Raw genomic sequence first — 20,779 nt, 5'->3', positions numbered from 1 at the left:
GCCGGAAGCTGGCTGGGGGACTAGGATTCGAACCTAGGCTGGCGGAGTCAGAGTCCGCTGTCCTACCACTAGACGATCCCCCAGAGGCCGGCGGGAGGGTGTCTACCCCAGCGATCCGCCCGTGTAAAGGCCCGCGTGCAGGAACGGCAGCCATGCCGAAAGCGGATGCGACCCTGCCTCCGCCGGTCCGATCCGTTGCCGATCGTCGCCGGTGCTCACGGCGGACGGATCGCCCGGCCGGTTCTCGGACTCCCTCTCCCGATCTCCATGAAAAATCCGTCATGGCGAGCCCCGCAGGGGCGTGGACATCCAGACTGTCGCCATCATGTGCGGCGGCTGAAGGACTGGATGGCCGCGCTTCGCTCGCCATGACGGCATGGGGGAAGCGACTGCTCTGCAAATCGGATGCGGCTTTGCTTGACTCCATGTTCCTATTTTGTTCTAATGTAGGAATGGTCGATGACGCCATCGATGCCGGAAGTCCCTCCGCCGCTTCGCCGGCCACGGAGGTGGCCGCCCAGGACGCCGTGGTGCTATCCGAGCTGACGGAGCTCGCCCTGGGGCTGGCCCGCGGCTTCCAGGCCCAGGGCGTGGCCGCCCTCGATGCCGGCGATCTCGACCGCGCCGGGGAGGCGGAGACCCGCTTCAGCAGCCTCTTCCTCGGCATCCGCCGCGCCATCGCCCTCAAGATGAAGCTGCGGGAGCAGCACGAGAAGGCGCAGCGCGAGGCCGAAAGCCACAAGGACCGGCGGCGGGACGAGAAGGACCGGCGGCGCCAGACCGTCGCCGAGCGCGTCTCCCGCGCCATCGCCGCCGAGAAGCCCGAGGCCAAGGAAAGGCTCACCGCCGAGCTCTGGGAACGGCTCGCCGAGGATGAGCGCATCGACGCCGACCTCGCCGATACCGCCCTGCCGATCGAGATCCTGATCCAGCGCCTCCGCCGCGACATCGGCCTGTCCCGCCGCGCTCTCGACCCCGACGGAACCGCCGGCGCCGATGCCGCCGGCCCGAAGTCACCGCGCGGGACCGCCGGCAGGGCCGCAGCCGCCCCGCCGCCGCAGGACCCGTCCTTCCCCGACGAGCACTTCATCTGGGCCAGCGACCTCGGCGGACCCGAAGGCGAATACTGGCGGCACGACCTCAGCACCGGCGAGGTCTTCGACTGGTCCGGCAACGTCGTCCGCACCCTGCCCATATCCACCCAGCCCCGGCGCTGCGATCCGACCGGCACCGCGCCGCCCGCGCCCGATCCCCGGCCGCCGCCCGACCGGCGGACATAGGCCGATCGGGCAGAACACCGCCGCCGCCCGCGCGAGGCCGAGCTCCGGTCCCATGGGCCGAGACCGCACCCGTCCTGTGGATCGCCGTCCCGTGTCTGCCTGCGATGCGAATCGCAGCACGGACACGGGATCTCGGCGCTGGCCGCGGGCGCCGCTCTTCACCCGATCGCCCTGGATGCGACTCCGGGGGCATTTCCACTTTGGCCGTGCCTGCGCTACAGTTCAGTGAAGGGACGGAGGCGCCGTTCGAAAAGGGACGGACGGCCATGGAAGGAATGTCAGTGGTGGAGTCGATTGCGATCGCCGAGGCCACCGCGGCCGGCGATCAGCGTCGGGCGCCGAGGCTCGAACCTCTCTACGCCGCGGTGGATCTCGGCACCAACAATTGCCGGCTGCTGGTCGCGCGCGCCGCGACCGGCGGGTTCCAGGTGGTCGACGCCTTCAGCCGCATCGTCCGGCTGGGCGAAGGCGTCGGCGCGACCGGGCGGCTGCAGCCCGAGGCGATCCAGCGCACTCTGGCGGCACTGCGCATCTGCGCCGCCAAGATCCGGCGGCAGAACGTGATCCTGTCGCGCGCCGTGGCGACCGAGGCCTGCCGCCAGGCCGTCAACTTCCCGGCCTTCCGCGACCGGGTGCGGCGCGAGACCGGCCTGCGGCTGGAGATGATCCCGGCGGCGGAGGAGGCGCGGCTGGCCGCGGCCGGCTGCGCCCCGCTGCTCGACCGGACGATCCCGCATGCGATCATCTTCGACATCGGCGGCGGGTCGACCGAGCTGACCTGGCTGGAGATCGATGCCGACGGGCAGGCGGTGACGCTCGACGCGCTCAGCATGCCGCTCGGCGTCGTCTCCCTGGCCGAGCTGCATGGCGGCCACGAGGTCTCGGCCGAGACCTATGCGGCGATGACCGCCACGACCGCCGCCGCCCTGGCCGATTTCGAGGCGCGCAACAACCTGCGCGGGCTGATCGCCCAGGGCCGGGTGCAGATGATCGGCTCCTCCGGCACCGTGACCACGCTGGCCGGGGTGCATCTCGGCCTGCCGCGCTACATCCGCTCCGAGGTCGACGGCAGCACCCTGACCTTCGAGGAGGCGCGGCGCGCCAGCCGCATGCTGCTCGGCCTCGACTACGCGGGGCGGTCGTCCTATCCCTGCATCGGCCGCGACCGGGCCGACCTGGTGCTGGCCGGCTGCGCCATCCTCGAGGCGATCTGCGACACCTGGCCTGTCGGCAAGCTGCGGGTCGGCGACCGCGGCGTGCGCGAGGGCATCCTGTTCGACCTGCTGGCCGAGGCGCAGTCGCTTCCCGCCTGATACCATCCGCCAGACACTATCCGAGTGACATGAAGACACCGAAGAAGCCGGGCGCCGCAAGGGCAGGGGGGCCGAGCGGCCGCGGCAGCCGCGGCCTGGCCGTGCGCGTGAAGACCGCCAAGCAGCGGACCCTGTCCTCGACCCGCTGGCTCGAACGCCAGCTCAACGACCCCTATGTCGCCGAAGCGAAACGGCTGGGTTATCGATCCCGCGCGGCCTTCAAGCTGGTGCAGCTCGACGACAAGCTGAAGCTGCTGCGCCGCGGCATGCGCGTGGTCGATCTCGGCTGCGCCCCCGGCGGCTGGATCCAGGTGGCGCTGGAGCGGGTCGGGCCGCAGGGCAAGGTGGTCGGCATCGACTATCTCGGCATGGACCCGGTGCCGGGCGCGACCATCCTGGAGATGGACTTCCTCGACCCCGCCGCGCCGGACCGGCTGAAGCAGGCGCTGGCCGGCCCGGCCGACCTCGTGCTCAGCGACATGGCCGCGCCGACCGTCGGCCATCAGATGACCGACCATCTGCGAATCATGGCGCTGGCCGAGACCGCGATCGAGTTCGCGGTCGATGTGCTGGTGCCGGGCGGCGCCTTCGTCGCCAAGCTGTTCCAGGGCGGCGCGGAGAAGGAGCTGCTCGACGTGCTGAAGCGCAACTTCGCCAAGGTCCGCCACGTCAAGCCTGCCGCCAGCCGGCAGGACAGCGCCGAGGTCTACATCGTCGCGACCGATTTCCGCGGCCGCGGTTCGCAGGACGCAACGCAGGCCCCCTAGATCTGCGCTTCACAACGGCTTGAGGGGGGTTATATTGCGGCGCTTCCAAGCTCTGGGAGCCCCACATGCAGTTCCGCGACGCCCTGACCTTCGATGACGTCCTGCTGGTCCCGCAGGCCTCGTCGATCCTGCCCGCCGACGCGGACACGCGGACTCGCCTGACCAAGCGCATCGAGCTCGGCATCCCGCTGCTCTCCGCCGCCATGGACACCGTGACCGAGGCGCCGTTGGCGATCGCCATGGCCCAGGCCGGCGGCATCGGCGTGATCCACCGCAATCTCGACATCGAGCGCCAGGCCGAGGAAGTGCGGAAGGTGAAGCGCTTCGAGAGCGGCATGGTGGTGAATCCGATCACCATCGGCTCCGACGCCAGCATGGCCGAGGCGCTGGCGCTGATGGACCGGCACGGCATCTCCGGCTTCCCGGTGGTGGAGCAGGACGGCAAGCTGGTCGGCATCCTGACCAACCGCGACGTCCGCTTCGCCACCAATCCGACCCAGCCGGTGCGCGAGCTGATGACCAAGGACCGGCTGGTCACGGTGCGCGAGGGCGTCGGCAAGGACGAGGCCAAGCGGCTGCTGCACCAGAACCGGCTCGAGAAGCTGCTGGTCGTCGACCAGGACTACCGCTGCATCGGCCTGGTCACGGTCAAGGACATCCTCAAGGCCCAGCTGCATCCGAACGCCTGCAAGGACGAGCAGGGGCGGCTGCGCGTCGCCGCGGCCACCGGCACCGGCGACAAGGGCATTTCGCGCGCCGAGGCGCTGTTCGACGCCGGCGTCGACGTGCTGGTGCTGGACACCGCGCACGGCCATTCCGAAGGCGTGCTGAAGAGCGTCGAGCGGGCGCGCCGCCTGTCGAACTCGACCCAGATCGTCGCCGGCAACGTCGCCACCGGCGATGCCGCCAAGGCGCTGATCGACGCCGGGGCGGATGCGGTCAAGGTCGGCATCGGCCCGGGGTCGATCTGCACCACCCGCATGGTCGCCGGCGTCGGCGTGCCGCAGCTGACCGCGGTCATGGACGTGGTCGAGGTCTGCCGCAAGGCCGGCATCCCGGTGATCTCCGACGGCGGCATCAAATATTCCGGCGACCTGGCAAAGGCGATCGCCGCCGGCGCCGACGTGGTGATGCTCGGCTCGCTGTTCGCCGGCACCGACGAGGCGCCGGGCGAGGTGATCCTGTACCAGGGCCGCTCCTACAAGAGCTATCGCGGCATGGGCTCGCTCGGCGCCATGGCGCGCGGCTCGGCCGACCGCTACTTCCAGCAGGAGGTATCGGACACGCTGAAGCTGGTGCCCGAGGGCGTCGAGGGCCGGGTGCCGTACAAGGGGCCGGTCGCGAACGTCGTCCACCAGCTGGTCGGCGGGCTGAAGGCGGCGATGGGCTACACCGGCAGCCGCACCATCGCCGACCTGCACCAGCGGGCGGAGTTCGTGCGCATCACCAATGCCGGCCTGCGCGAGAGCCATGTCCACGACATCACGGTGACCCACGAGGCCCCGAACTACCGTCCGGGGCTGTAAGGGGCCACACGCCCCCTCAGCTGTCATTGCGAGCGCAGCGAAGCAATCCATGCAGCAGCATGGGCGGATCGATGGATTGCTTCGTCGGCTTCGCCTCCTCGCAATGACGCGGAAGGGCCTGCGTCGCCCTGTGACTGGCCCCTTTCGTCTGGTCTCCCTATTCTGGCCGGCCAACGGATTGAACCGGCACGGGCATCATGGACGCTGATCCCTACCTCTGGCTCGAGGACATCGACGGCACGAAGGCCCTCGACTGGGTCCGGGCGCGCAATGCCGAGAGCACCGGCCGCTTCGCCGAGACGGCGGGGTTCGAGCGGATGCGCCGGCAGATGCTCGAGATCCTCGATTCCGAGGCCAAGCTGCCCCACGTCGTCCGCCGCGGCGACCGCTACTACAATTTCTGGCGCGACGCGGCCCATCCGCGCGGGCTGTGGCGGCGCACCACGCTGGCCTCGTTCCGCACCGCCGAGCCGGTGTGGGAGGTGCTGCTCGACCTCGACGCCCTGGCCGAGACGGAGGGCGAGAACTGGGTCTGGCACGGCTCCGACGTGCTGGAGCCGGACTACCGCCGCTGCCTGATCGCCTTGTCGCGCGGCGGCGCCGACGCCCATGTCGTCCGCGAGTTCGACCTGGAGAGCCGCAGCTTCGTCGCCGACGGCTTCTTCCTGCCCGAGGCGAAGAGCCGCTTCGGCTGGAAGGATGCCGATTCGATCTATGTCGGCACCGATTTCGGGCCGGGGTCGCTGACCCGCTCCGGCTATCCGCGGATCTCGAAGCTGTGGCGGCGCGGCCAGCCGCTGGAGGCGGCGACGACCGTCTATGAGGGGCAGGAGGACGATCTCGCGGTCGACGCCTTCCACGACCGCTTCCCCGGCTTCGAGCGCGATTTCGTCGCCCGGCGCATCGACTTCTACACCAGCGAGCTGTTCCTGCTGGGCGATGACGGCGCCCTGACCCTGGTCGACCTGCCGCGCGACGCCGAGGCCGGCACCCACGGCCCCTGGCTGCTGGTGTCCCCGCGGACGGAGTGGACGGTCGGCGGCAACACCTATCCCGGCGGCGCGCTGCTGGCCGCCCGGTTCGACGACTGGATCGCCGGCAAGCGCGAACTTGCGGTGCTGTTCGAGCCGAGCGAGACCACGGCGCTGTCGAGCTATTCCGGCACCCGCAACCACCTGGTCCTGCAGATCCTCGACGATGTGAAGAGCCGGGTCGAGGTGCTGACGCCGGGCGAGGGCGGCTGGCAGCGCGGGACCCTGGAGGGCCTGCCCGAGGCCGCCACCATCGCCTATGTCGCCACCACCCCGCACCAGGACGACGAGATCCTGGTCCTGGCCTCCGGCTTCCTCGAGCCGGACACGCTGTATCGCGGCGCCGCCGGCGAAACCGGCTTCGAATCGCTCAAGCAGGCGCCGGCCTTCTTCGATGCCTCGCCCTATGCGGTGGAGCAGCATTTCGTCGCCTCGGCCGACGGCACGCGGGTGCCGTATTTCGTGGTGGCGCGGAAAGACCTGCCGCGGGACGGCACGGCCCCGGTGCTGCTGACCGGCTATGGCGGCTTCGAGGTGCCGCTGCTGCCGCACTACATCCCGGGCGAGGGGCGGCTGTGGCTCGACCGCGGCGGCGTCTATGCCGTGGCCAACATCCGCGGCGGCGGCGAATACGGTCCGCGCTGGCACCAGGCGGCGCTGCGCGAGAACCGGCCCCGCGCCTATGAGGATTTCGCCGCCGTGGCGCGCGACCTGGTCGCCCGCGGCATCACCTCCGTGCCGCATCTCGGCATCGAGGGCGGCAGCAATGGCGGGCTCCTGGTCGGCAACATGCTGACGACGTATCCGGAGCTGTTCGGCGCCATCGTCTGCGCCGTGCCGCTACTGGACATGAAGCGCTACACCAAGCTCCTGGCCGGCGCCTCCTGGGCCGCGGAATACGGCGACCCGGACAAGGCGGAGGACTGGGCGTTCCTGCAGACCTTCTCGCCCTATCAGAATCTGCGCCAGGACGCGGCGTACCCGCCGGTGCTGTTCCTGACCTCGACCCGCGACGACCGGGTGCATCCCGGCCATGCCCGCAAGATGGCGGCCCTGATGTCCGCGATGGGCAAGGACGTCCTCTATTACGAGAACATCGAGGGCGGCCACGGCGCCGCGGCCAACAACGCCCAGACCGCCTTCAACCAAGCGCTGATCCACGCCTTCCTGTGGGAGAGGCTGCGGCAAGACCCATAGGTCGGTCCTTATACCAAGCCCCATTGACGCCGACTCTCCGGCCCTTTCCTCGTCATGGCGAGCGAAGCGTGGCCATCCAGTCCTGCCGTCGGTGCAGGCCCCGCCAACCCGGATGGCCACGCCCCTGCGGGGCTCGCCATGACGGATCATGGTCATCGTCAATGAGGGATGGTATCAGCCCCCCAACTCTGAATACCCATCCTTCACGGCTGGGGTGCTCCCAACCCTTCGAGCGGCCGTCAGGATGCCTCCCTCATCGACGAGATTGACGGAGGCATCTTGGTTTCGACACCCCTCATGATCCTGGTCGCCGGCCCGTACCGCTCGGGCACCGGCGACGATCCCGGTCGGATCGCGGCCAATATGCGCGCCATGAACGAGGCCGCGCTGCGCCTGTTCCGGGCCGGGCACCTGCCCATCACCGGCGAGGCCCTGGCCCTGCCGTTGCTCGAAACCGCCGGATCGACCGGCCTTGGCGACCCCGTCTTCGATGAGATCTTCCACCCGATCGGCGAGCGCGTGGCGCGGCGCTGCGACGCCTGCCTGCGGATCGGCGGCCCGTCCGTCGGCGCCGATGCGATGGTGGCGATCTTCGAGCAGGCCGGGCGGCCGGTCTACCGCAGCCTGGCCGAGGTGCCGGGATGCGCGTGATGCAGGATCGGATCCGGATCAAAGCCGTCGAGACCCTGTCCGACGACTGGTACGTGCTGAAGAAGACCACCTTCGACTACCGGCGCCAGGACGGCAGCTGGCAGACCTTGAGCCGCGAGACCTATGACCGCGGCAACGGCGCGGCGATCCTGCTCTACGACCCCGCCCGCGGCCGCGTGCTGCTGACCCGGCAGTTCCGCTTCCCGGCCTATGTCAACGGCCATCCGGAGCCGCTGATCGAGGCCTGCGCCGGCCTGCTGGACGACCGCGACCCCGAGACCGCGATCCGCCAGGAGGCCGAGGAGGAGACCGGCTACCGCGTGGCGGCGCCGCGCCGGGTGTTCGAAGCCTTCATGAGCCCGGGGTCGGTGACCGAGCGGCTGGTCTTCTTCGTCGCCGAATACAGCCCTGCGGACCGGGCCACGAATGGCGGCGGCGTGGCGGCGGAGGGCGAGGACATCGAGATCCTGGAGCCGACCCTGCCCGAGGCGCTGGCGATGGTCGGGCGCGGCGAGATCATGGACGGAAAGACCATTCTCCTGCTGCAATACGCCCAGCTGCACCGATTGCTGGGCTGAGGGGCAGGGGCACCGCCGTTTCCTCTTCGTCATGGCGAGCCCGCAGGGCGTGGCCATCCAGAGATCGAGCCGCTGGATCGCCACGTCGGCTTCGCCTCCTCGCGATGACGATCGTATGATCCCGTTCAGCGAGGCTGCAGCGAAGAACCAGCGTGACCACGGGCGAGCCGAACTGGGACGACATCCGCATCTTCCTCGCCGTCGCCCGGGCCGGCAGCCTGACTGCGGCCGGGCGGCGGCTGCGGCTGAGCCAGCCGACCATCGGCCGGCACCTGCGGTCGCTGGAGGACCTCGCCGGCGCCCGGCTGTTCGACCGGCTGCCGAACCGGCTCGAGCTGACCGCCCAGGGCCGGGCGCTGCTGCAGGCCGCCGGCGGCATGGAGGAGGGGGCGGGCGCCGTGCTCCGCCAGCTGCATCAGGCCGCCGCGGCCGAGACCGAGCCGGTGCAGGTGACCGCCACCAGCTCGATCTCACTGTTCCTGACCGTCCATCTGCAGGCTCTGCTGGCCGAAAGCGGCCAGGCGATTGCGATCGGCACTTCGCGCGACCGGGCCAATCTCGCCCGGCGCGAGGCCGACATCGCCCTGCGCATGCGCCGGGTGCCGGAGGAGGGGGACCTGGCGGCCCGCCGGATCGGCCGCATCGGCTTCGCCCTCTATGCCGCGCGGACCTATATGGAGCAGCGCGGGCACGGCAGCCTCGCCGGCCTCGACTTCATCGGCCTGCCGGAGCCGGAGCGGACGCCGTCGCAATCCGCCTGGTTCGACGCCGTGGCCGCCCACGGCGTCCTGCGCTGCCGGCTGGGCGAGGTGTATCTGCGGCACCGGGCAGCGGCCGTCGGGCTCGGCGTGGCGCTGCTGCCCTGCTTCCTGGGTGATGCCGACGACCGGCTGCTGCGCCTCGGCGATCCGGTGCCGGAGCTGGCCGAGGATGTCTACCTGATGCTGCATGGCGGCCTGCGCCGCGACGCCGCCGTCCGCGCCGTGGCCGAAGCTCTGGCCGCCCTGTTCCGGCACCAGCGCCGGGCGCTGGAGGGCGCGCGGCGCGGCTCAAAAGAGCCTGTGCCACTGTAGACTCACGCCCAATGCCGTCATGGCGATCCTCGCAGGGGCGTGGCCACCAGCGGCACCCGCCTCTGGATGGCCACGTCGGCTTCGCCTCCTCGCCATGACGGTTTCTGGATTGGCAGTATCGTCTCTCGACGAGAGTTGAAGCTACTCCGCCGCCTGCCGCTGCTGCCGACTGTTGATGATCTGCCACAGATTCTGCGGCGTCGCCGGCATGTCGACATGCTCGACCCCGAGCGGCGACAGCGCGTCGACGATGGCGTTGATGATCGACGGCGGCGCGCCGATCGCCCCGGCCTCGCCGGCGCCCTTCACCCCGAGCGGGTTCGTGGTGCAGGGGATCTCGTTGTATTTGAACGTGACGAAGGGCAGGTCGACCGCCCGCGGCATGGCGTAATCCATGAACGAGCCGGACAGCAGCTGCCCGCTGTCATGGTCGAACACCGCGTGCTCCAGCAGCGCCTGACCGAGCCCCTGGGCGATGCCGCCATGGACCTGGCCGGTCACCATCAGCGGGTTCAGCACCCGGCCGAAATCGTCGACCACGGTGTAGCGCAGGATCTCCAGGGCACCGGTGTCGCCGTCGATCTCCAGCTCGACGACATGGGCGCCGTTCGGAAAGGTCGCCGAGGGCGGGGCGAAGCTGCCGCGCTCCTCGAACACGATCTCGGTGTCGGCGGCCGACTCGGTCTGGGCGGTGATCTCGGCCAGGGTCAGCGCCTTGTCGGTGCCGACCACGGTGAAGCGGCCGTCGACGAGGGCGATGTCGACCGCCGCCGTCTCCAGCAGGTCCGCCGCCCGCAGCTTGGCCTTGTCCTGGACCTTCAGCGACCCGTCGCGGATCGCGGCGCCGCCGACCGGGATCGAGCGCGAGCCGCCGGTGCCGTTGCCGGTGCGGACCAGGTCGGTGTCGCCCTGGACGATGGTGATGTTGTCGGGCTCGACGCCGAGATGCTCGGCGATGATCTGCTTGTAGGCGGTCTCGTGACCCTGGCCGTTGGTCTGGGTGCCGACATAGACCGTGACCTTGCCGTCGCGGGCGACCCGGACATCGGCGGCCTCGTCCTCGCCGCCGGCGCAGGCCTCGACATAGGTGGCGATGCCGAGCCCGCGATACTTGCCGCGGGATGCCGAGTCGCGGCGGCGCGCCTCGAAGCCGGCGACGTCGGCGATCTGCGCCGCCTCCTCGAGGTTGCGGGTGAACTCGCCGCTGTCATAGGTCACTCCGGTGACCGTGGCATAGGGCATCGCCGAGGGCGGGATGAAGTTGCGCCGCCGCAGCTCGACCGGGTCGATGCCCAGCACGCGCGCGGCATGGTCGACGATGCGCTCGACATTGTAGGCCGCCTCCGGCCGCCCGGCGCCGCGATAGGCGTCGACCGGCTGGGTGTTGGTGAACACGCCGCGCACCCGCTCATAGACGCCCTGCAGCGTGTACAGGCCGTTCAGCATCTGGGCGCCGCCGGCCATGGTCGGGATGAACGGCGCGAAGTTCGACAGGTACGCGCCCATATTGGCGATCAGGTCGACCCGCAGCGCCAGGAAGCGGGCGTCCTTGTCGACCGCCAGCTCGACCGTGGTGACGTTGTCGCGGCCGTGGTCGTCGCTGATGAAGGCCTCGGTCCGCTCCGACGTCCATTTCACCGGCCGGCCGAACTTGCGCGCGGCGTACAGCGTCGCCGGGTATTCCGGATACATGAACAGCTTCATGCCGAAGCCGCCGCCGACATCGGTGCTGCGGACCAGGAACCTGTCCGGCGGCAGCTTGAAGATGTCGTTTGCCAGCATGTCGCGCAGCATGTGCACGCCCTGGCACGAGACGTAGAGCACGAAGCGGCCGTCGGTGGCGTCCCAGTCGGCGTGGCAGCAGCGCGGCTCCATCGGCGAAGCGACGACCCGGTTGTTGACCAGGTCGACCTTCACCACCCGGTCGGCCTGGGCGAACAGCGATTCGACCTTGTCCTTCTCGCCGAACTCCCAGTCGAAGCACAGGTTGGTCGGCGCGGCATCCCAGATCGCCGGGCCGTCCAGCGTGCCGACGGGGTCAGTCGCCGACGGCAGCGAATCATAGTCGACCTCGATCGCCTCGGCCGCGTCCTTGGCCTGCTCGATGGTCTCGGCCACCACCAGTGCCACCGCCTCGCCGACATGGCGGACCCGGCCTCGCGCCAGGATCGGCCGCGGCGGCAGCACCTGGTCGGAGCCGTCGCGGTTCTTCACCGGGGCGTAGCATTTCAGGTCGGCGATCCCGTCCGCATCGAGATCGGCGATGGTGACGATGCCGATCACGCCCGGCATCGCCGCAGCCGCCGTCGTGTCGATGCCGCGGATCTCGGCATGGGCGAAGGGCGACCGCAGGAACCAGGCCTGCGCCTGGCCCGGGGCGGAGACATCGTCGGTGTAGCGACCGGCGCCTTTCAGCAGGCGGGGGTCTTCGCTGCGGCGCATGGGCTGGCCGATGCCGAACTTCGTCGCCACGATGGTGCTCCTCCCGGGGTCTGAATCAGGTTAGGATCGGCCGTGGCGCCGCGGGCGTCAATGCCATGTCGGACATTAGCAGCGCCGGAATGCAGCGCAGGTCATGCGCGGGCGCAGCGAGGGGCTGGTATTGGGGGCTGGTCTTCGCTACATAAGCGCCATCGCCGGCTGCTGGGCGCAGCCGGCCGTTTTCGTTTGTCGACAGGTGTCCAGTGCAGCAGGTCTTGCTCGTCATCCACGTCCTGATCGCCGTCTCCCTGATCGGGGTGATCCTGATCCAGCGCAGCGAGGGCGGCGGCCTGGGCATCGGCGGCGGTGGCGGCGGCGGGCTGGTCTCGATCCGCGGCCAGGCCAACCTGCTGACCCGAATCACCGCCGGCCTGGCGGGCGCCTTCATGATCACGAGCATCGTCCTGGCGATCATGGCCGGCGCCCACCGTGCCGGCTCCGCGATCGTCAACGAGGTGCCGGCAGCGCCGACGCAGGGCGCGCCGGCCAGCACCGCGCCGGCGGGACCGTCGGTTCCGACGACCGAATAAGCCGTCGGCATATCTGTCATGTCGGGGCGGCCCCGTTTTGGGGCCGCCCCGTTGTTTTTGGCTGGACGAATCTGGGGTAGGGTCGAATTCCATGACGCGGTACATCTTCATTACCGGCGGCGTGGTCTCCTCGCTTGGCAAGGGACTGGGCGCAGCAGCACTCGGAGCACTTCTTCAGGCGCGGGGCTTCAAGGTCCGGCTCCGGAAGCTGGACCCCTATCTCAACGTCGATCCGGGCACGATGAGCCCGACCCAGCACGGCGAGGTCTTCGTCACCGATGACGGGGCCGAGACCGACCTGGATCTGGGCCATTACGAGCGCTTCACCGGCGTCTCGGCCCGCAAGAGCGACAATGTCACCACCGGCAAGATCTATTCGGGCGTGATCGCGCGCGAGCGCCGCGGCGACTATCTCGGCGCCACGGTGCAGGTGATCCCGCACATCACCGACGCGATCAAGGAGTTCATCCGCTCCGACATCACCGACGAAGACTTCATCATCTGCGAGGTCGGCGGCACGGTCGGCGACATCGAGAGCCTGCCGTTCCTCGAGGCGATCCGCCAGTTCGGCAACGAGGTCGAGCCGGAGAACGCGCTGTTCCTGCATGTCACGCTGCTGCCCTACATTCCGGCGGCGGGCGAGCTGAAGACCAAGCCGACCCAGCATTCGGTGAAGGAGCTGCTGTCGGTCGGGATCCAGCCGGCGATGCTGCTGTGCCGCGCCGACCGGCCGATCCCGGCCAATGAGCGGCGCAAGATCGCGCTGTTCTGCAACATCCGGCCGGAGCGGGTGATCGCCGCCCTCGACGTCGACACCATCTACAACGTGCCGATCTCGTATCACGAGGAGGGCTTCGACGATCAGGTCCTGGCCTATTTCGGCATCGAGCAGCAGAAGACGCCGGACCTGTCGCGCTGGACCGGCATCGTCCAGCGCGTGCGTGCGCCGGAGGGCGAGGTCACCATCGGCGTGGTCGGCAAATACACCTCGCTGATCGACAGCTACAAGAGCCTGGCCGAGGCCCTGACCCATGGCGGCATCGCCAACAACGTCAAGGTCAAGCTCGACTGGATGGATTCGCAGATCTTCGAATCGGAGGACGCGGTCAGCCATCTCGAGCATGTCCACGGCATCCTGGTGCCGGGCGGCTTCGGCGAGCGCGGGGCCGAGGGAAAGATCCGCGCCGCCCAGTTCGCGCGTGAGCGCAAGGTGCCGTATTTCGGCATCTGCTTCGGCATGCAGATGGCGGTGATCGAGGCTGCGCGCCACATGGCCGGGCTGCCGGCGGCGAACTCGACCGAGTTCGGCCCGACCAACGAGCCGGTGGTCGGCCTGATGACCGAATGGACCCGCGGCAACGCGCTGGAGACCCGCCGCAACGACGGTGATCTGGGCGGCACCATGCGCCTCGGCGCCTATCCCGCCGCGCTGGTGCCCGGCAGCCGGGTGCAGGAGATCTACGGCGCGACCGAGATCAGCGAGCGGCATCGCCACCGCTACGAGGTCAACATCAACTACCGCGAGCGGCTGGAACAGGCCGGGCTGTTCTTCTCCGGCCTGTCGCCCGACGGCGTGCTGCCGGAGATCGTGGAACTGCCGGACCACCCCTGGTTCATCGGCGTCCAGTATCATCCCGAGCTGAAGTCGAAGCCGTTCGACCCGCACCCGCTGTTCACCGACTTCATCCGCGCCGCGATCGAGCAGAGCCGGCTCGTCTGAGGACCAGGATCATGACCGCTGCCCGTGCCGTCACCGTCGGCCCCGTCACCTTCGGCAACGACCGCCCGCTGACCATCATCGCCGGCCCATGCCAGCTGGAAAGCCGCGAGCACGCGCTGGAGATGAGCCAGGCGCTGGTCGAGATCACCGGCAGGCTGGGCCTCGGCCTGGTCTATAAGAGCTCCTTCGACAAGGCGAATCGCACCTCCGGCTCGGCCGCCCGCGGCCTGGGCATGGAGAAGAGCCTGCCGATCATGGCCGAGATCCGGGAGAAATTCGGCTGCCCGGTGCTGACCGACATCCACGACGCGGCGCAATGCCCGCCGGTCGCCGAGGCGGTCGACATCCTGCAGATCCCGGCCTTCCTGTGCCGCCAGACCGACCTGCTGCTGGCCGCCGGCGCCACCGGCCGGGCGATCAACGTCAAGAAGGGCCAGTTCCTCGCGCCCTGGGACATGAAGAACGTCGCCGCCAAGATCGCCTCGACCGGCAACGACAAGGTGCTGCTGACCGAGCGCGGCGTCAGCTTCGGCTACAACACCCTGGTCAGCGACATGCGCTCGCTGCCGATTCTGGCCCAGACCGGCTATCCGGTGGTGTTCGACGCCACCCATTCGGTGCAGCAGCCGGGCGGGCAGGGCGCCAGCTCGGGCGGCCAACGCGAATTCGTGCCGGTGCTGGCGCGGGCGGCTGTCTCGATCGGCGTCGCCGCCGTGTTCATTGAGACCCACCAGGACCCGGACCACGCCCCGAGCGACGGCCCCAACATGGTGCCGCTGAGCAAGCTCGAGGCGCTGCTGACCACCCTGGTCGCGCTCGACCGCATCGCCAAGGCGGATCCGGTCCGGATCTGATCCGCGTCTAGGATGCGGAAACGCGCCGCACCGCCTTGCCCGTGATCTCGGGGTGCTGGAAGCATTCGTGGGTGTTGCCAGCTGGTTTTCAGATGTCGGAGATCTCCGGACAGTCCCTGTATTTATTCCCCTAGCTGAAGACCCCCTGTGCCCCGCCTAAACTGGCAGGCTGCCATCAAGGGCCAGGTCGACTTCGTGCGTGAGCCCGGTGGTGTATGGCTGGCTGCGGATCACCGTGGGCACGCGCACACGCTCATCGGCCTCGTAGATCGCACGAAGCGCCGAAAAATTCCGGCGATCATCCTCGAGAAGCGATGTGATGCGGTCCAGGAGCGCGGCGTCTCGCGGCAGCAAGGTGTCGTTGAACTCGTAGCTGGCGTTGAGGCCCCACACGTCGAAGGTCAGCATCTCGTGCTTGTTGAGCGCCGCGAAGTCACGGATGACTTCCCATCGCACGCACCACGCGCCTCGAAGATCGGACCCATAGCCGAACTGCGCTGCATCCAGCGCGCCAGCCCGGATACCGCGCCACGCGGCGTCCGCGGTGACAAACCGGTCGGCGGGCATATCCTGCTGCAATGTGTCGGGATCGACCGGCACCCAACGGCCCGCAGTGGCATCCCAGTATTCGCAGATCACATGCGATTGGCTGTGCCCGGGTTCGAGGTACCAAGCGAACCCATGGCGCGTCCTGGCCGGGACGGTCCGGTGACGCAGAACTGAGCACAACAGAGTGGCGAAGTGACGGCAGTCGACGACCACCCGGCTGTCCGGCGGACGCTCCATGTCCCATGGCTGCGCGCTCGCTCGCTCAATGCATCCAAGCAGGCGCGCCATCGGCCGAATCTCGATATCAGCGCGCCGTTCGGCGCTCAGTCGAATCCCTTCGGCATAGACCTTCCAATTGTGAATAAGGACATTGTGCAATTCCCTGCTGATATCCTCGATGCTGGCAGGGAGCCGATCATAAAGATGTGCGTACTCTCTCGGCTCGGTCACAACACTGTGGGACCGGTAATATTCCAATATTTCGCCTGTTCCAGAATTCTGCATCAACCATCCTCTCTTGGTGATCGTAAGGCGTGGCGATGGCCACACGTTAAGGTTCTGCGGGATGTGCCGGCCGAGGCGATGGGTGTCTGGGAATTATATCGGAGCGAGGCGACGTCGATGTGGAGTACGGTCCAGGATATCGATTGGCCAATCGCCGGTCACTGAACGGGCGGCCAGGCGCGGAACGCGCCGGCCGCCGTCGATAGCACCGACTTCGTGCTGTGACGGCGGCGGAGGCCGCCGTCCGACGCTCCCGTTCCTTGAAAATGAGTCAAGCACCCAGAAGCTCTCGACTCTGGTCCCCAAGGCGCCCGACGCCGAGCACGACCAGATCCTGCAGCAGCTCACCAACTCCATCGAGCAGGACTTCGATCGGCTGTTCATGCGGATCCAGGAAGCGGCAGGGTTCACATGAACCCTGCGTGCTCCCGACGATGGATCTTCACTCCGCCGCCGTGGCCATGGTGGCGTAGCGGCGTTCGGTGTCGGTGATGTAGTCGCGGGTGAGGGGGGCGGCGTCGCGCTTCCGGGCGAGCTGCATCTGGAACACCATGCAGGTGCCCATCCGGAACTCGTTCTCGCAGCCCAGCAGGTAAAACTCCCACATCCGGCAGAAGCGCTCGTCATACAGCTTGGCGATGCGCTCCCGCTGCTGCTGGAACCGCTCGTTCCAGGCCGCCAGCGTGTCGGCGTAATGCACCCGCAGGATCTCGATGTCGGTGACCCACAGGCCCTGGCGCTCGACCGCGGCCAGCACCTCCGACAGCGCCGGCACGTAGCCACCCGGGAAGATGTATTTCCGCAGCCAGGGCCCGGTGTTGCCCGGCGGAGTCATCCGCCCGATCGAGTGCAGCAGCATGACGCCGTCATCGGCCAGCAGGTCGCGGACCTTGCCGAAATACTCATCGTAGTAGGCGACGCCGACATGCTCGAACATGCCGACCGAGACGATCCGGTCGAAGCGCTGGTCGAGCTGCCGGTAGTCGCGCAGCTCGAACTTCACCCGGTTGCCCAGGCCGCGCTGGCGGGCGCGCTCCTCGGCCAGCTTCTGCTGCTCGACCGACAGGGTGACGCCGGTCACCTCGACCGGCGCCAGCTCGGCCAGCGTCATCGCCATGCCGCCCCAGCCGCTGCCGATGTCGAGCACGCTCTTGGCGTCGTCGAGCAGCAGCTTGGCGGCGATGTGCCGCTTCTTGGCGGTCTGGGCGGCCTCGATCGTGCCCACCCCGTCGCCGAAATAGGCGCAGGAATACTGCATGTCCTCGTCGAGGAAGAGCTCGAACAGCTCGCGCGACAGGTCGTAGTGGTGGTGGACGTGCTCCTGCGCCTTGCCGACCGGGTTGTGCTGCTGCAGCCGGCGCAGCCGGCGACCGACCGAATTCAAGAGCGCCTGCAGCGGATAGCCGTCCAGCGCCTGGAAGTTATGGCCGTACAGGGAGAACAGATCGCGCAGCGTGGTCCCGTCCTCGATCGTCAGCGTGCCATCCATATAGGCTTCGCCGACCGACAGCGCCGGGGCCGTGAACAGCTTGCGCGCCAGGCCGGGGTCGTGCAGGCGGACCGAGACGTAGGGGCCGGGCTGCTTGCCCGCGAAGTCGTAGACGACGCCGCCGGCATCGGTCACCCGCAGGCGTCCCGCCTGCACGAAGCGTGACAGCATATGAGAGAGAAGCCGCATTTCGGTACCCTGAGTTGCGTACTTTTGTCGCGAGGCTACTCCCCAAATTGACGCAGTTTCAACATGGCCGCGCCACAATCGGCAGATGTGAGGCTTGCCCTACGCGCAGAGGTAAAAAACCTTGCATTTTCTGGTCCGCGGCACAGTCTGGCCGCGCCGATTCCCGCCCCTACCACTCCTGCGCAAGCGAGAGGCTGCCCTATGACCGCGATTGTCGACATCCATGCCCGCCAGATTCTGGACAGCCGGGGCAACCCGACCGTCGAGGTCGATGTCACCCTCGAGTCCGGCGCCTTCGGCCGCGCCGCGGTGCCGTCCGGCGCCTCGACCGGCGCCCATGAGGCGGTCGAGCTGCGCGACGGCGACAAGTCGGTCTATGGCGGCAAGGGCGTGACCAAGGCGGTCGATGCCGTAAACGGCGAGCTGTTCGACGCACTGGCCGGCCTCGACGCCGAGGACCAGATCGAGCTCGACCGCACCATGATCGAGCTCGACGGCACCCCGAACAAGGGCCGGATCGGCGCCAACGCCATCCTCGGCGTCAGCCTGGCCGTGGCCCGCGCCGCGGCGGAGGATGCGGGCCTGCCGCTGTACCGCTATGTCGGCGGCGCCTATGCCAGCACGCTGCCGGTGCCGATGATGAACATCATCAATGGCGGCGCCCATGCCGACAACCCGATCGACATCCAGGAATTCATGATCCTGCCGGTCGGCGCGCCGACCTTGGCCGAGGCGGTGCGCACCGGATCGGAGGTGTTCCACGCCCTGCGCAAGAAGCTGAAGGACGCAGGCCACAACACCAATGTCGGCGACGAGGGCGGCTTCGCGCCGAATCTCAGCTCGGCCGACGAGGCGCTGAGCTTCATCGTCCAGGCGATCGAGGCCGCCGGCTACAAGCCGGGCGACGACGTGGTGCTGGGGCTCGATGCCGCCTCGACCGAGTTCTACAAGGACGGCCGCTACGTCATGGAAGGCGAGGGCAAGACCCTCGATAGCGCCGGCTTGGTCGCCTATTACGAGGAGCTGGTGAAGCGATACCCGATCGTGTCGATCGAGGACGGCATGGCCGAGGACGACTGGGAGGGTTGGGCCGCGATCACCAGCGCCCTCGGGAAGCGCGTCCAGCTGGTCGGGGACGACCTGTTCGTCACCAACCCCGAGCGCCTGTCGCAGGGCATCGCCCGCGGCATCGGCAACTCGATCCTGGTCAAGGTCAACCAGATCGGCACCCTGACCGAGACGCTGCAGGCGGTGGAGATGGCGCACAAGGCCGGCTACACCGCGGTGATGTCGCACCGCTCGGGCGAGACCGAGGACGCGACCATCGCCGACCTCGCCGTCGCCACCAATTGCGGGCAGATCAAGACCGGCTCGCTCAGCCGCTCCGACCGGCTCGCCAAGTACAACCAGCTGATCCGGATCGAGGAGCAACTGGGCCGCGCCGCCAGCTATGCCGGCCGGTCGGTGCTGCGCCAGCGCTAGGGGCTTTGATTGACGCCGACCCCGACCTATGGTGATCTGAAGCCATGAGCATGTTTCGCTATCTCCGGCGGAAACTGCGGCCGATCATCGGGCCGGTGGTCGGCGTCTGCCTGATCGCCTATTTCAGCTACCATGCGATCCAGGGCGATCACGGCATCTTCGCCCGTGACGCGCTGCAAGGTGAGGTCGCCCAGGCCAAGTCGACGCTGGACGAGTTGACTGCCCAGCGCACGGAGATGGAAAAGCGCGCCGCGCTGATCGACCCGAAGCAGGTCGACCTCGACATGCTGGACGAACGGGCCCGGGCGATGCTGAATGTCGCCAGGCCGGACGATGTCGTCATTTTCTTTCCCAAGGCCGCGCCGGCCCCTACGCCGGCCCAGTAAACCCGCGCGTCTGCCTTGCGCCGAGGGCGGCGCGGCCACGGACCTGCGCCTTGCAAATTCGGTCCGTGCGGGGTAGCACTGGGCCAGGCGACAAAACTATGCGCGCCTACTAACCCGATGCTATCCGACCAGGGAGGATCCATTGGCCGCCACGAAACGTCGTCCTGCCCAGGAGAAGACGTCGGGAGCCGTGGCTCCCGCCGCCGCCGGCAAGGACGAGTTGCTGCGCTATTACCGCGACATGCTGCTGATCCGCCGCTTCGAGGAGAAGGCCGGCCAGCTGTACGGCATGGGTCTGATCGGCGGCTTCTGCCACCTCTATATCGGCCAGGAGGCCGTGGTTGTCGGCATGCAAGCGGCGCAGACGCCCGCCGACGACGTCATCACCGGCTATCGCGACCACGGCCACATGCTGGCCTGCGGCATGGACCCGCGCGGCGTGATGGCGGAGCTGACCGGACGCCGCGGCGGCTACTCCAAGGGCAAGGGCGGCTCGATGCACATGTTCAGCCGCGAGAAGAAGTTCTTCGGTGGTCACGGCATCGTCGGCGCCCAGGTCTCGCTCGGCACCGGTCTCGGCTTCGCCCATCGCTACAAGGAAGACGGCGGCGCCTCGATCACCTATTTCGGCGACGGCGCGTCGAACCAGGGGCAGGTCTATGAGAGCTTCAACATGGCGGCGCTCTGGAAGCTTCCGGTCATCTATGTGATCGAGAACAACAAATACGGCATGGGCACCTCGGTGCAGCGCGCTTCGGCCAATGCCGACCTGCATCTGCGCGGCCAGGCCTACGGCATCCCGGGCGTCCAGGTCGACGGCATGGACGTGCTGTCGGTCAAGGCCGCCGCGGCCGAGGCGCTGGAGCGCGCCCGGGCCGGCGAGGGGCCGACCATCCTCGAGATGATGACCTACCGCTATCGCGGCCACTCGATGTCCGATCCGGCCAAGTACCGGAGCAAGGAGGAGGTGGCGAAGATGCGCGAGACGCACGACCCGATCGATCTGGTGCGCAAGAAGATCGACGCGATCGGCGGCGTCAGCGAAGACGACTTCAAGGCGATCGACAAGGAGATCCGGGGCATCGTCAACGATGCGGCGGAATTCGCGCAGCAGAGCCCGGAGCCCGATCCGTCGGAGCTCTACACCGACGTTCTGATCGAAGCCTGAGTCATCACGAC

General features: G+C 68.5%; 17 protein-coding genes and 1 tRNA gene. 14 read left to right on the top strand and 4 right to left on the bottom strand.

What is annotated here, in order from left to right; translation table 11 throughout:
* Positions 1-9 precede the first annotated feature (9 nt).
* Positions 10-83, bottom strand: a tRNA-Gln gene (locus QFZ27_RS25910).
* 369 nt (positions 84-452) lie between these two features.
* Here QFZ27_RS25910 and QFZ27_RS25905 point away from each other — a divergent pair.
* From QFZ27_RS25905 to QFZ27_RS25870, 8 genes are all read left to right on the top strand, one after another.
* Entirely contained in the window at positions 453-1,280 is an 828-nt protein-coding gene (locus tag QFZ27_RS25905; protein ID WP_429229345.1) for a hypothetical protein, read from the top strand.
* Between the two features lie 266 nt (positions 1,281-1,546).
* Positions 1,547-2,593, top strand: a complete 1,047-nt coding sequence (locus QFZ27_RS25900) for a Ppx/GppA phosphatase family protein (RefSeq protein WP_429229344.1) — start codon at positions 1,547-1,549, stop codon at positions 2,591-2,593.
* 29 nt (positions 2,594-2,622) lie between these two features.
* Positions 2,623-3,360, top strand: a complete 738-nt coding sequence (locus tag QFZ27_RS25895) for an RlmE family RNA methyltransferase (RefSeq protein WP_429229343.1) — start codon at positions 2,623-2,625, stop codon at positions 3,358-3,360.
* Between the two features lie 65 nt (positions 3,361-3,425).
* A complete protein-coding gene (gene guaB, locus QFZ27_RS25890; RefSeq protein WP_429229342.1) occupies positions 3,426-4,886 on the top strand; it encodes an IMP dehydrogenase in 1,461 nt (486 codons plus the stop codon).
* Between the two features lie 197 nt (positions 4,887-5,083).
* Positions 5,084-7,114, top strand: coding sequence for a prolyl oligopeptidase family serine peptidase (locus tag QFZ27_RS25885; RefSeq protein WP_429229341.1), 2,031 nt, complete (start codon positions 5,084-5,086; stop codon positions 7,112-7,114).
* A 279-nt stretch (positions 7,115-7,393) separates the two neighbouring features.
* Positions 7,394-7,765, top strand: coding sequence for a hypothetical protein (locus tag QFZ27_RS25880; protein WP_429229340.1), 372 nt, complete (start codon positions 7,394-7,396; stop codon positions 7,763-7,765).
* Positions 7,765-8,343, top strand: coding sequence for an NUDIX domain-containing protein (locus QFZ27_RS25875; RefSeq protein ID WP_429229339.1), 579 nt, complete (start codon positions 7,765-7,767; stop codon positions 8,341-8,343). The genes QFZ27_RS25880 and QFZ27_RS25875 overlap by 1 nt, the downstream gene beginning before the upstream one ends.
* A 152-nt stretch (positions 8,344-8,495) precedes the next feature.
* Positions 8,496-9,416: a LysR family transcriptional regulator gene (locus tag QFZ27_RS25870; protein WP_429229338.1), complete on the top strand. Its 921-nt coding sequence runs from the start codon at positions 8,496-8,498 to the stop codon at positions 9,414-9,416.
* Positions 9,417-9,557: 141 nt separating this feature from the next.
* Here QFZ27_RS25870 and QFZ27_RS25865 read toward each other — a convergent pair whose 3' ends face one another.
* The gene (locus QFZ27_RS25865) at positions 9,558-11,888 is read right to left on the bottom strand and encodes a xanthine dehydrogenase family protein molybdopterin-binding subunit (RefSeq protein WP_429229337.1); all 2,331 of its coding nucleotides are present in this window, start codon (positions 11,886-11,888) and stop codon (positions 9,558-9,560) included.
* Positions 11,889-12,100: 212 nt separating this feature from the next.
* Between QFZ27_RS25865 and secG the strand changes: the two genes are divergently transcribed.
* From secG to kdsA, 3 genes are all read left to right on the top strand, one after another.
* Complete coding sequence (gene secG, locus QFZ27_RS25860) at positions 12,101-12,427, top strand: preprotein translocase subunit SecG (RefSeq protein WP_429229336.1); 327 nt, start codon at positions 12,101-12,103, stop codon at positions 12,425-12,427.
* Positions 12,428-12,518: 91 nt separating this feature from the next.
* Positions 12,519-14,147 (top strand): CTP synthase, encoded by a 1,629-nt coding sequence (gene pyrG / locus QFZ27_RS25855; RefSeq protein ID WP_429229335.1) that lies wholly within the window; start codon positions 12,519-12,521, stop codon positions 14,145-14,147.
* Positions 14,148-14,158: 11 nt separating this feature from the next.
* Positions 14,159-15,001 carry a 3-deoxy-8-phosphooctulonate synthase gene (gene kdsA / locus QFZ27_RS25850; protein ID WP_429229334.1) on the top strand — a complete coding sequence of 281 codons (843 nt, stop codon included), beginning with the start codon at positions 14,159-14,161 and terminating at the stop codon, positions 14,999-15,001.
* 156 nt (positions 15,002-15,157) lie between these two features.
* Here the strand turns inward: kdsA and QFZ27_RS25845 are convergent, their stop codons facing one another.
* The gene (locus QFZ27_RS25845; protein WP_429232494.1) at positions 15,158-16,054 is read right to left on the bottom strand and encodes a transglutaminase-like domain-containing protein; all 897 of its coding nucleotides are present in this window, start codon (positions 16,052-16,054) and stop codon (positions 15,158-15,160) included.
* A 442-nt stretch (positions 16,055-16,496) separates the two neighbouring features.
* Positions 16,497-17,732 (bottom strand): class I SAM-dependent methyltransferase, encoded by a 1,236-nt coding sequence (locus tag QFZ27_RS25840; RefSeq protein WP_429229333.1) that lies wholly within the window; start codon positions 17,730-17,732, stop codon positions 16,497-16,499.
* A 201-nt stretch (positions 17,733-17,933) separates the two neighbouring features.
* Between QFZ27_RS25840 and eno the strand changes: the two genes are divergently transcribed.
* From eno to pdhA, 3 genes are all read left to right on the top strand, one after another.
* Positions 17,934-19,214: a phosphopyruvate hydratase gene (gene eno, locus QFZ27_RS25835; protein ID WP_429229332.1), complete on the top strand. Its 1,281-nt coding sequence runs from the start codon at positions 17,934-17,936 to the stop codon at positions 19,212-19,214.
* A 50-nt stretch (positions 19,215-19,264) separates the two neighbouring features.
* On the top strand, positions 19,265-19,600 hold the full coding sequence (locus tag QFZ27_RS25830) for an FtsB family cell division protein (protein ID WP_429229331.1): 336 nt from the start codon (positions 19,265-19,267) through the stop codon (positions 19,598-19,600).
* A gap of 190 nt (positions 19,601-19,790) precedes the next feature.
* Positions 19,791-20,768, top strand: a complete 978-nt coding sequence (pdhA, locus tag QFZ27_RS25825) for a pyruvate dehydrogenase (acetyl-transferring) E1 component subunit alpha (protein WP_429229330.1) — start codon at positions 19,791-19,793, stop codon at positions 20,766-20,768.
* Positions 20,769-20,779: the final 11 nt, after the last annotated feature.

This window comes from Inquilinus ginsengisoli (assembly GCF_050434925.1).
GTDB lineage: Bacteria > Pseudomonadota > Alphaproteobacteria > DSM-16000 > Inquilinaceae > Inquilinus > Inquilinus ginsengisoli_B.
The sequence above is the reverse complement of the archived record's forward strand: the minus strand, read 5'-3'. Positions and strand labels throughout refer to the sequence as shown.

Excerpts from the sequence above, each read along its gene's own strand:
- QFZ27_RS25885 (WP_429229341.1), top strand. The coding sequence starts at position 5,084 with ATGGACGCTGATCCCTACCTCTGGCTCGAGGACATCGACGGCACGAAG.
- QFZ27_RS25875 (WP_429229339.1), top strand. The coding sequence starts at position 7,765 with ATGCAGGATCGGATCCGGATCAAAGCCGTCGAGACCCTGTCCGACGAC.
- QFZ27_RS25895 (WP_429229343.1), top strand. The coding sequence starts at position 2,623 with ATGAAGACACCGAAGAAGCCGGGCGCCGCAAGGGCAGGGGGGCCGAGC.
- QFZ27_RS25900 (WP_429229344.1), top strand. The coding sequence starts at position 1,547 with ATGGAAGGAATGTCAGTGGTGGAGTCGATTGCGATCGCCGAGGCCACC.
- QFZ27_RS25840 (WP_429229333.1), bottom strand. The coding sequence starts at position 17,732 with ATGCGGCTTCTCTCTCATATGCTGTCACGCTTCGTGCAGGCGGGACGC.
- QFZ27_RS25845 (WP_429232494.1), bottom strand. The coding sequence starts at position 16,054 with ATGCAGAATTCTGGAACAGGCGAAATATTGGAATATTACCGGTCCCAC.
- eno (WP_429229332.1), top strand. The coding sequence starts at position 17,934 with ATGACCGCGATTGTCGACATCCATGCCCGCCAGATTCTGGACAGCCGG.
- kdsA (WP_429229334.1), top strand. The coding sequence starts at position 14,159 with ATGACCGCTGCCCGTGCCGTCACCGTCGGCCCCGTCACCTTCGGCAAC.
- QFZ27_RS25830 (WP_429229331.1), top strand. The coding sequence starts at position 19,265 with ATGTTTCGCTATCTCCGGCGGAAACTGCGGCCGATCATCGGGCCGGTG.
- pyrG (WP_429229335.1), top strand. The coding sequence starts at position 12,519 with ATGACGCGGTACATCTTCATTACCGGCGGCGTGGTCTCCTCGCTTGGC.
- QFZ27_RS25905 (WP_429229345.1), top strand. The coding sequence starts at position 453 with ATGGTCGATGACGCCATCGATGCCGGAAGTCCCTCCGCCGCTTCGCCG.
- guaB (WP_429229342.1), top strand. The coding sequence starts at position 3,426 with ATGCAGTTCCGCGACGCCCTGACCTTCGATGACGTCCTGCTGGTCCCG.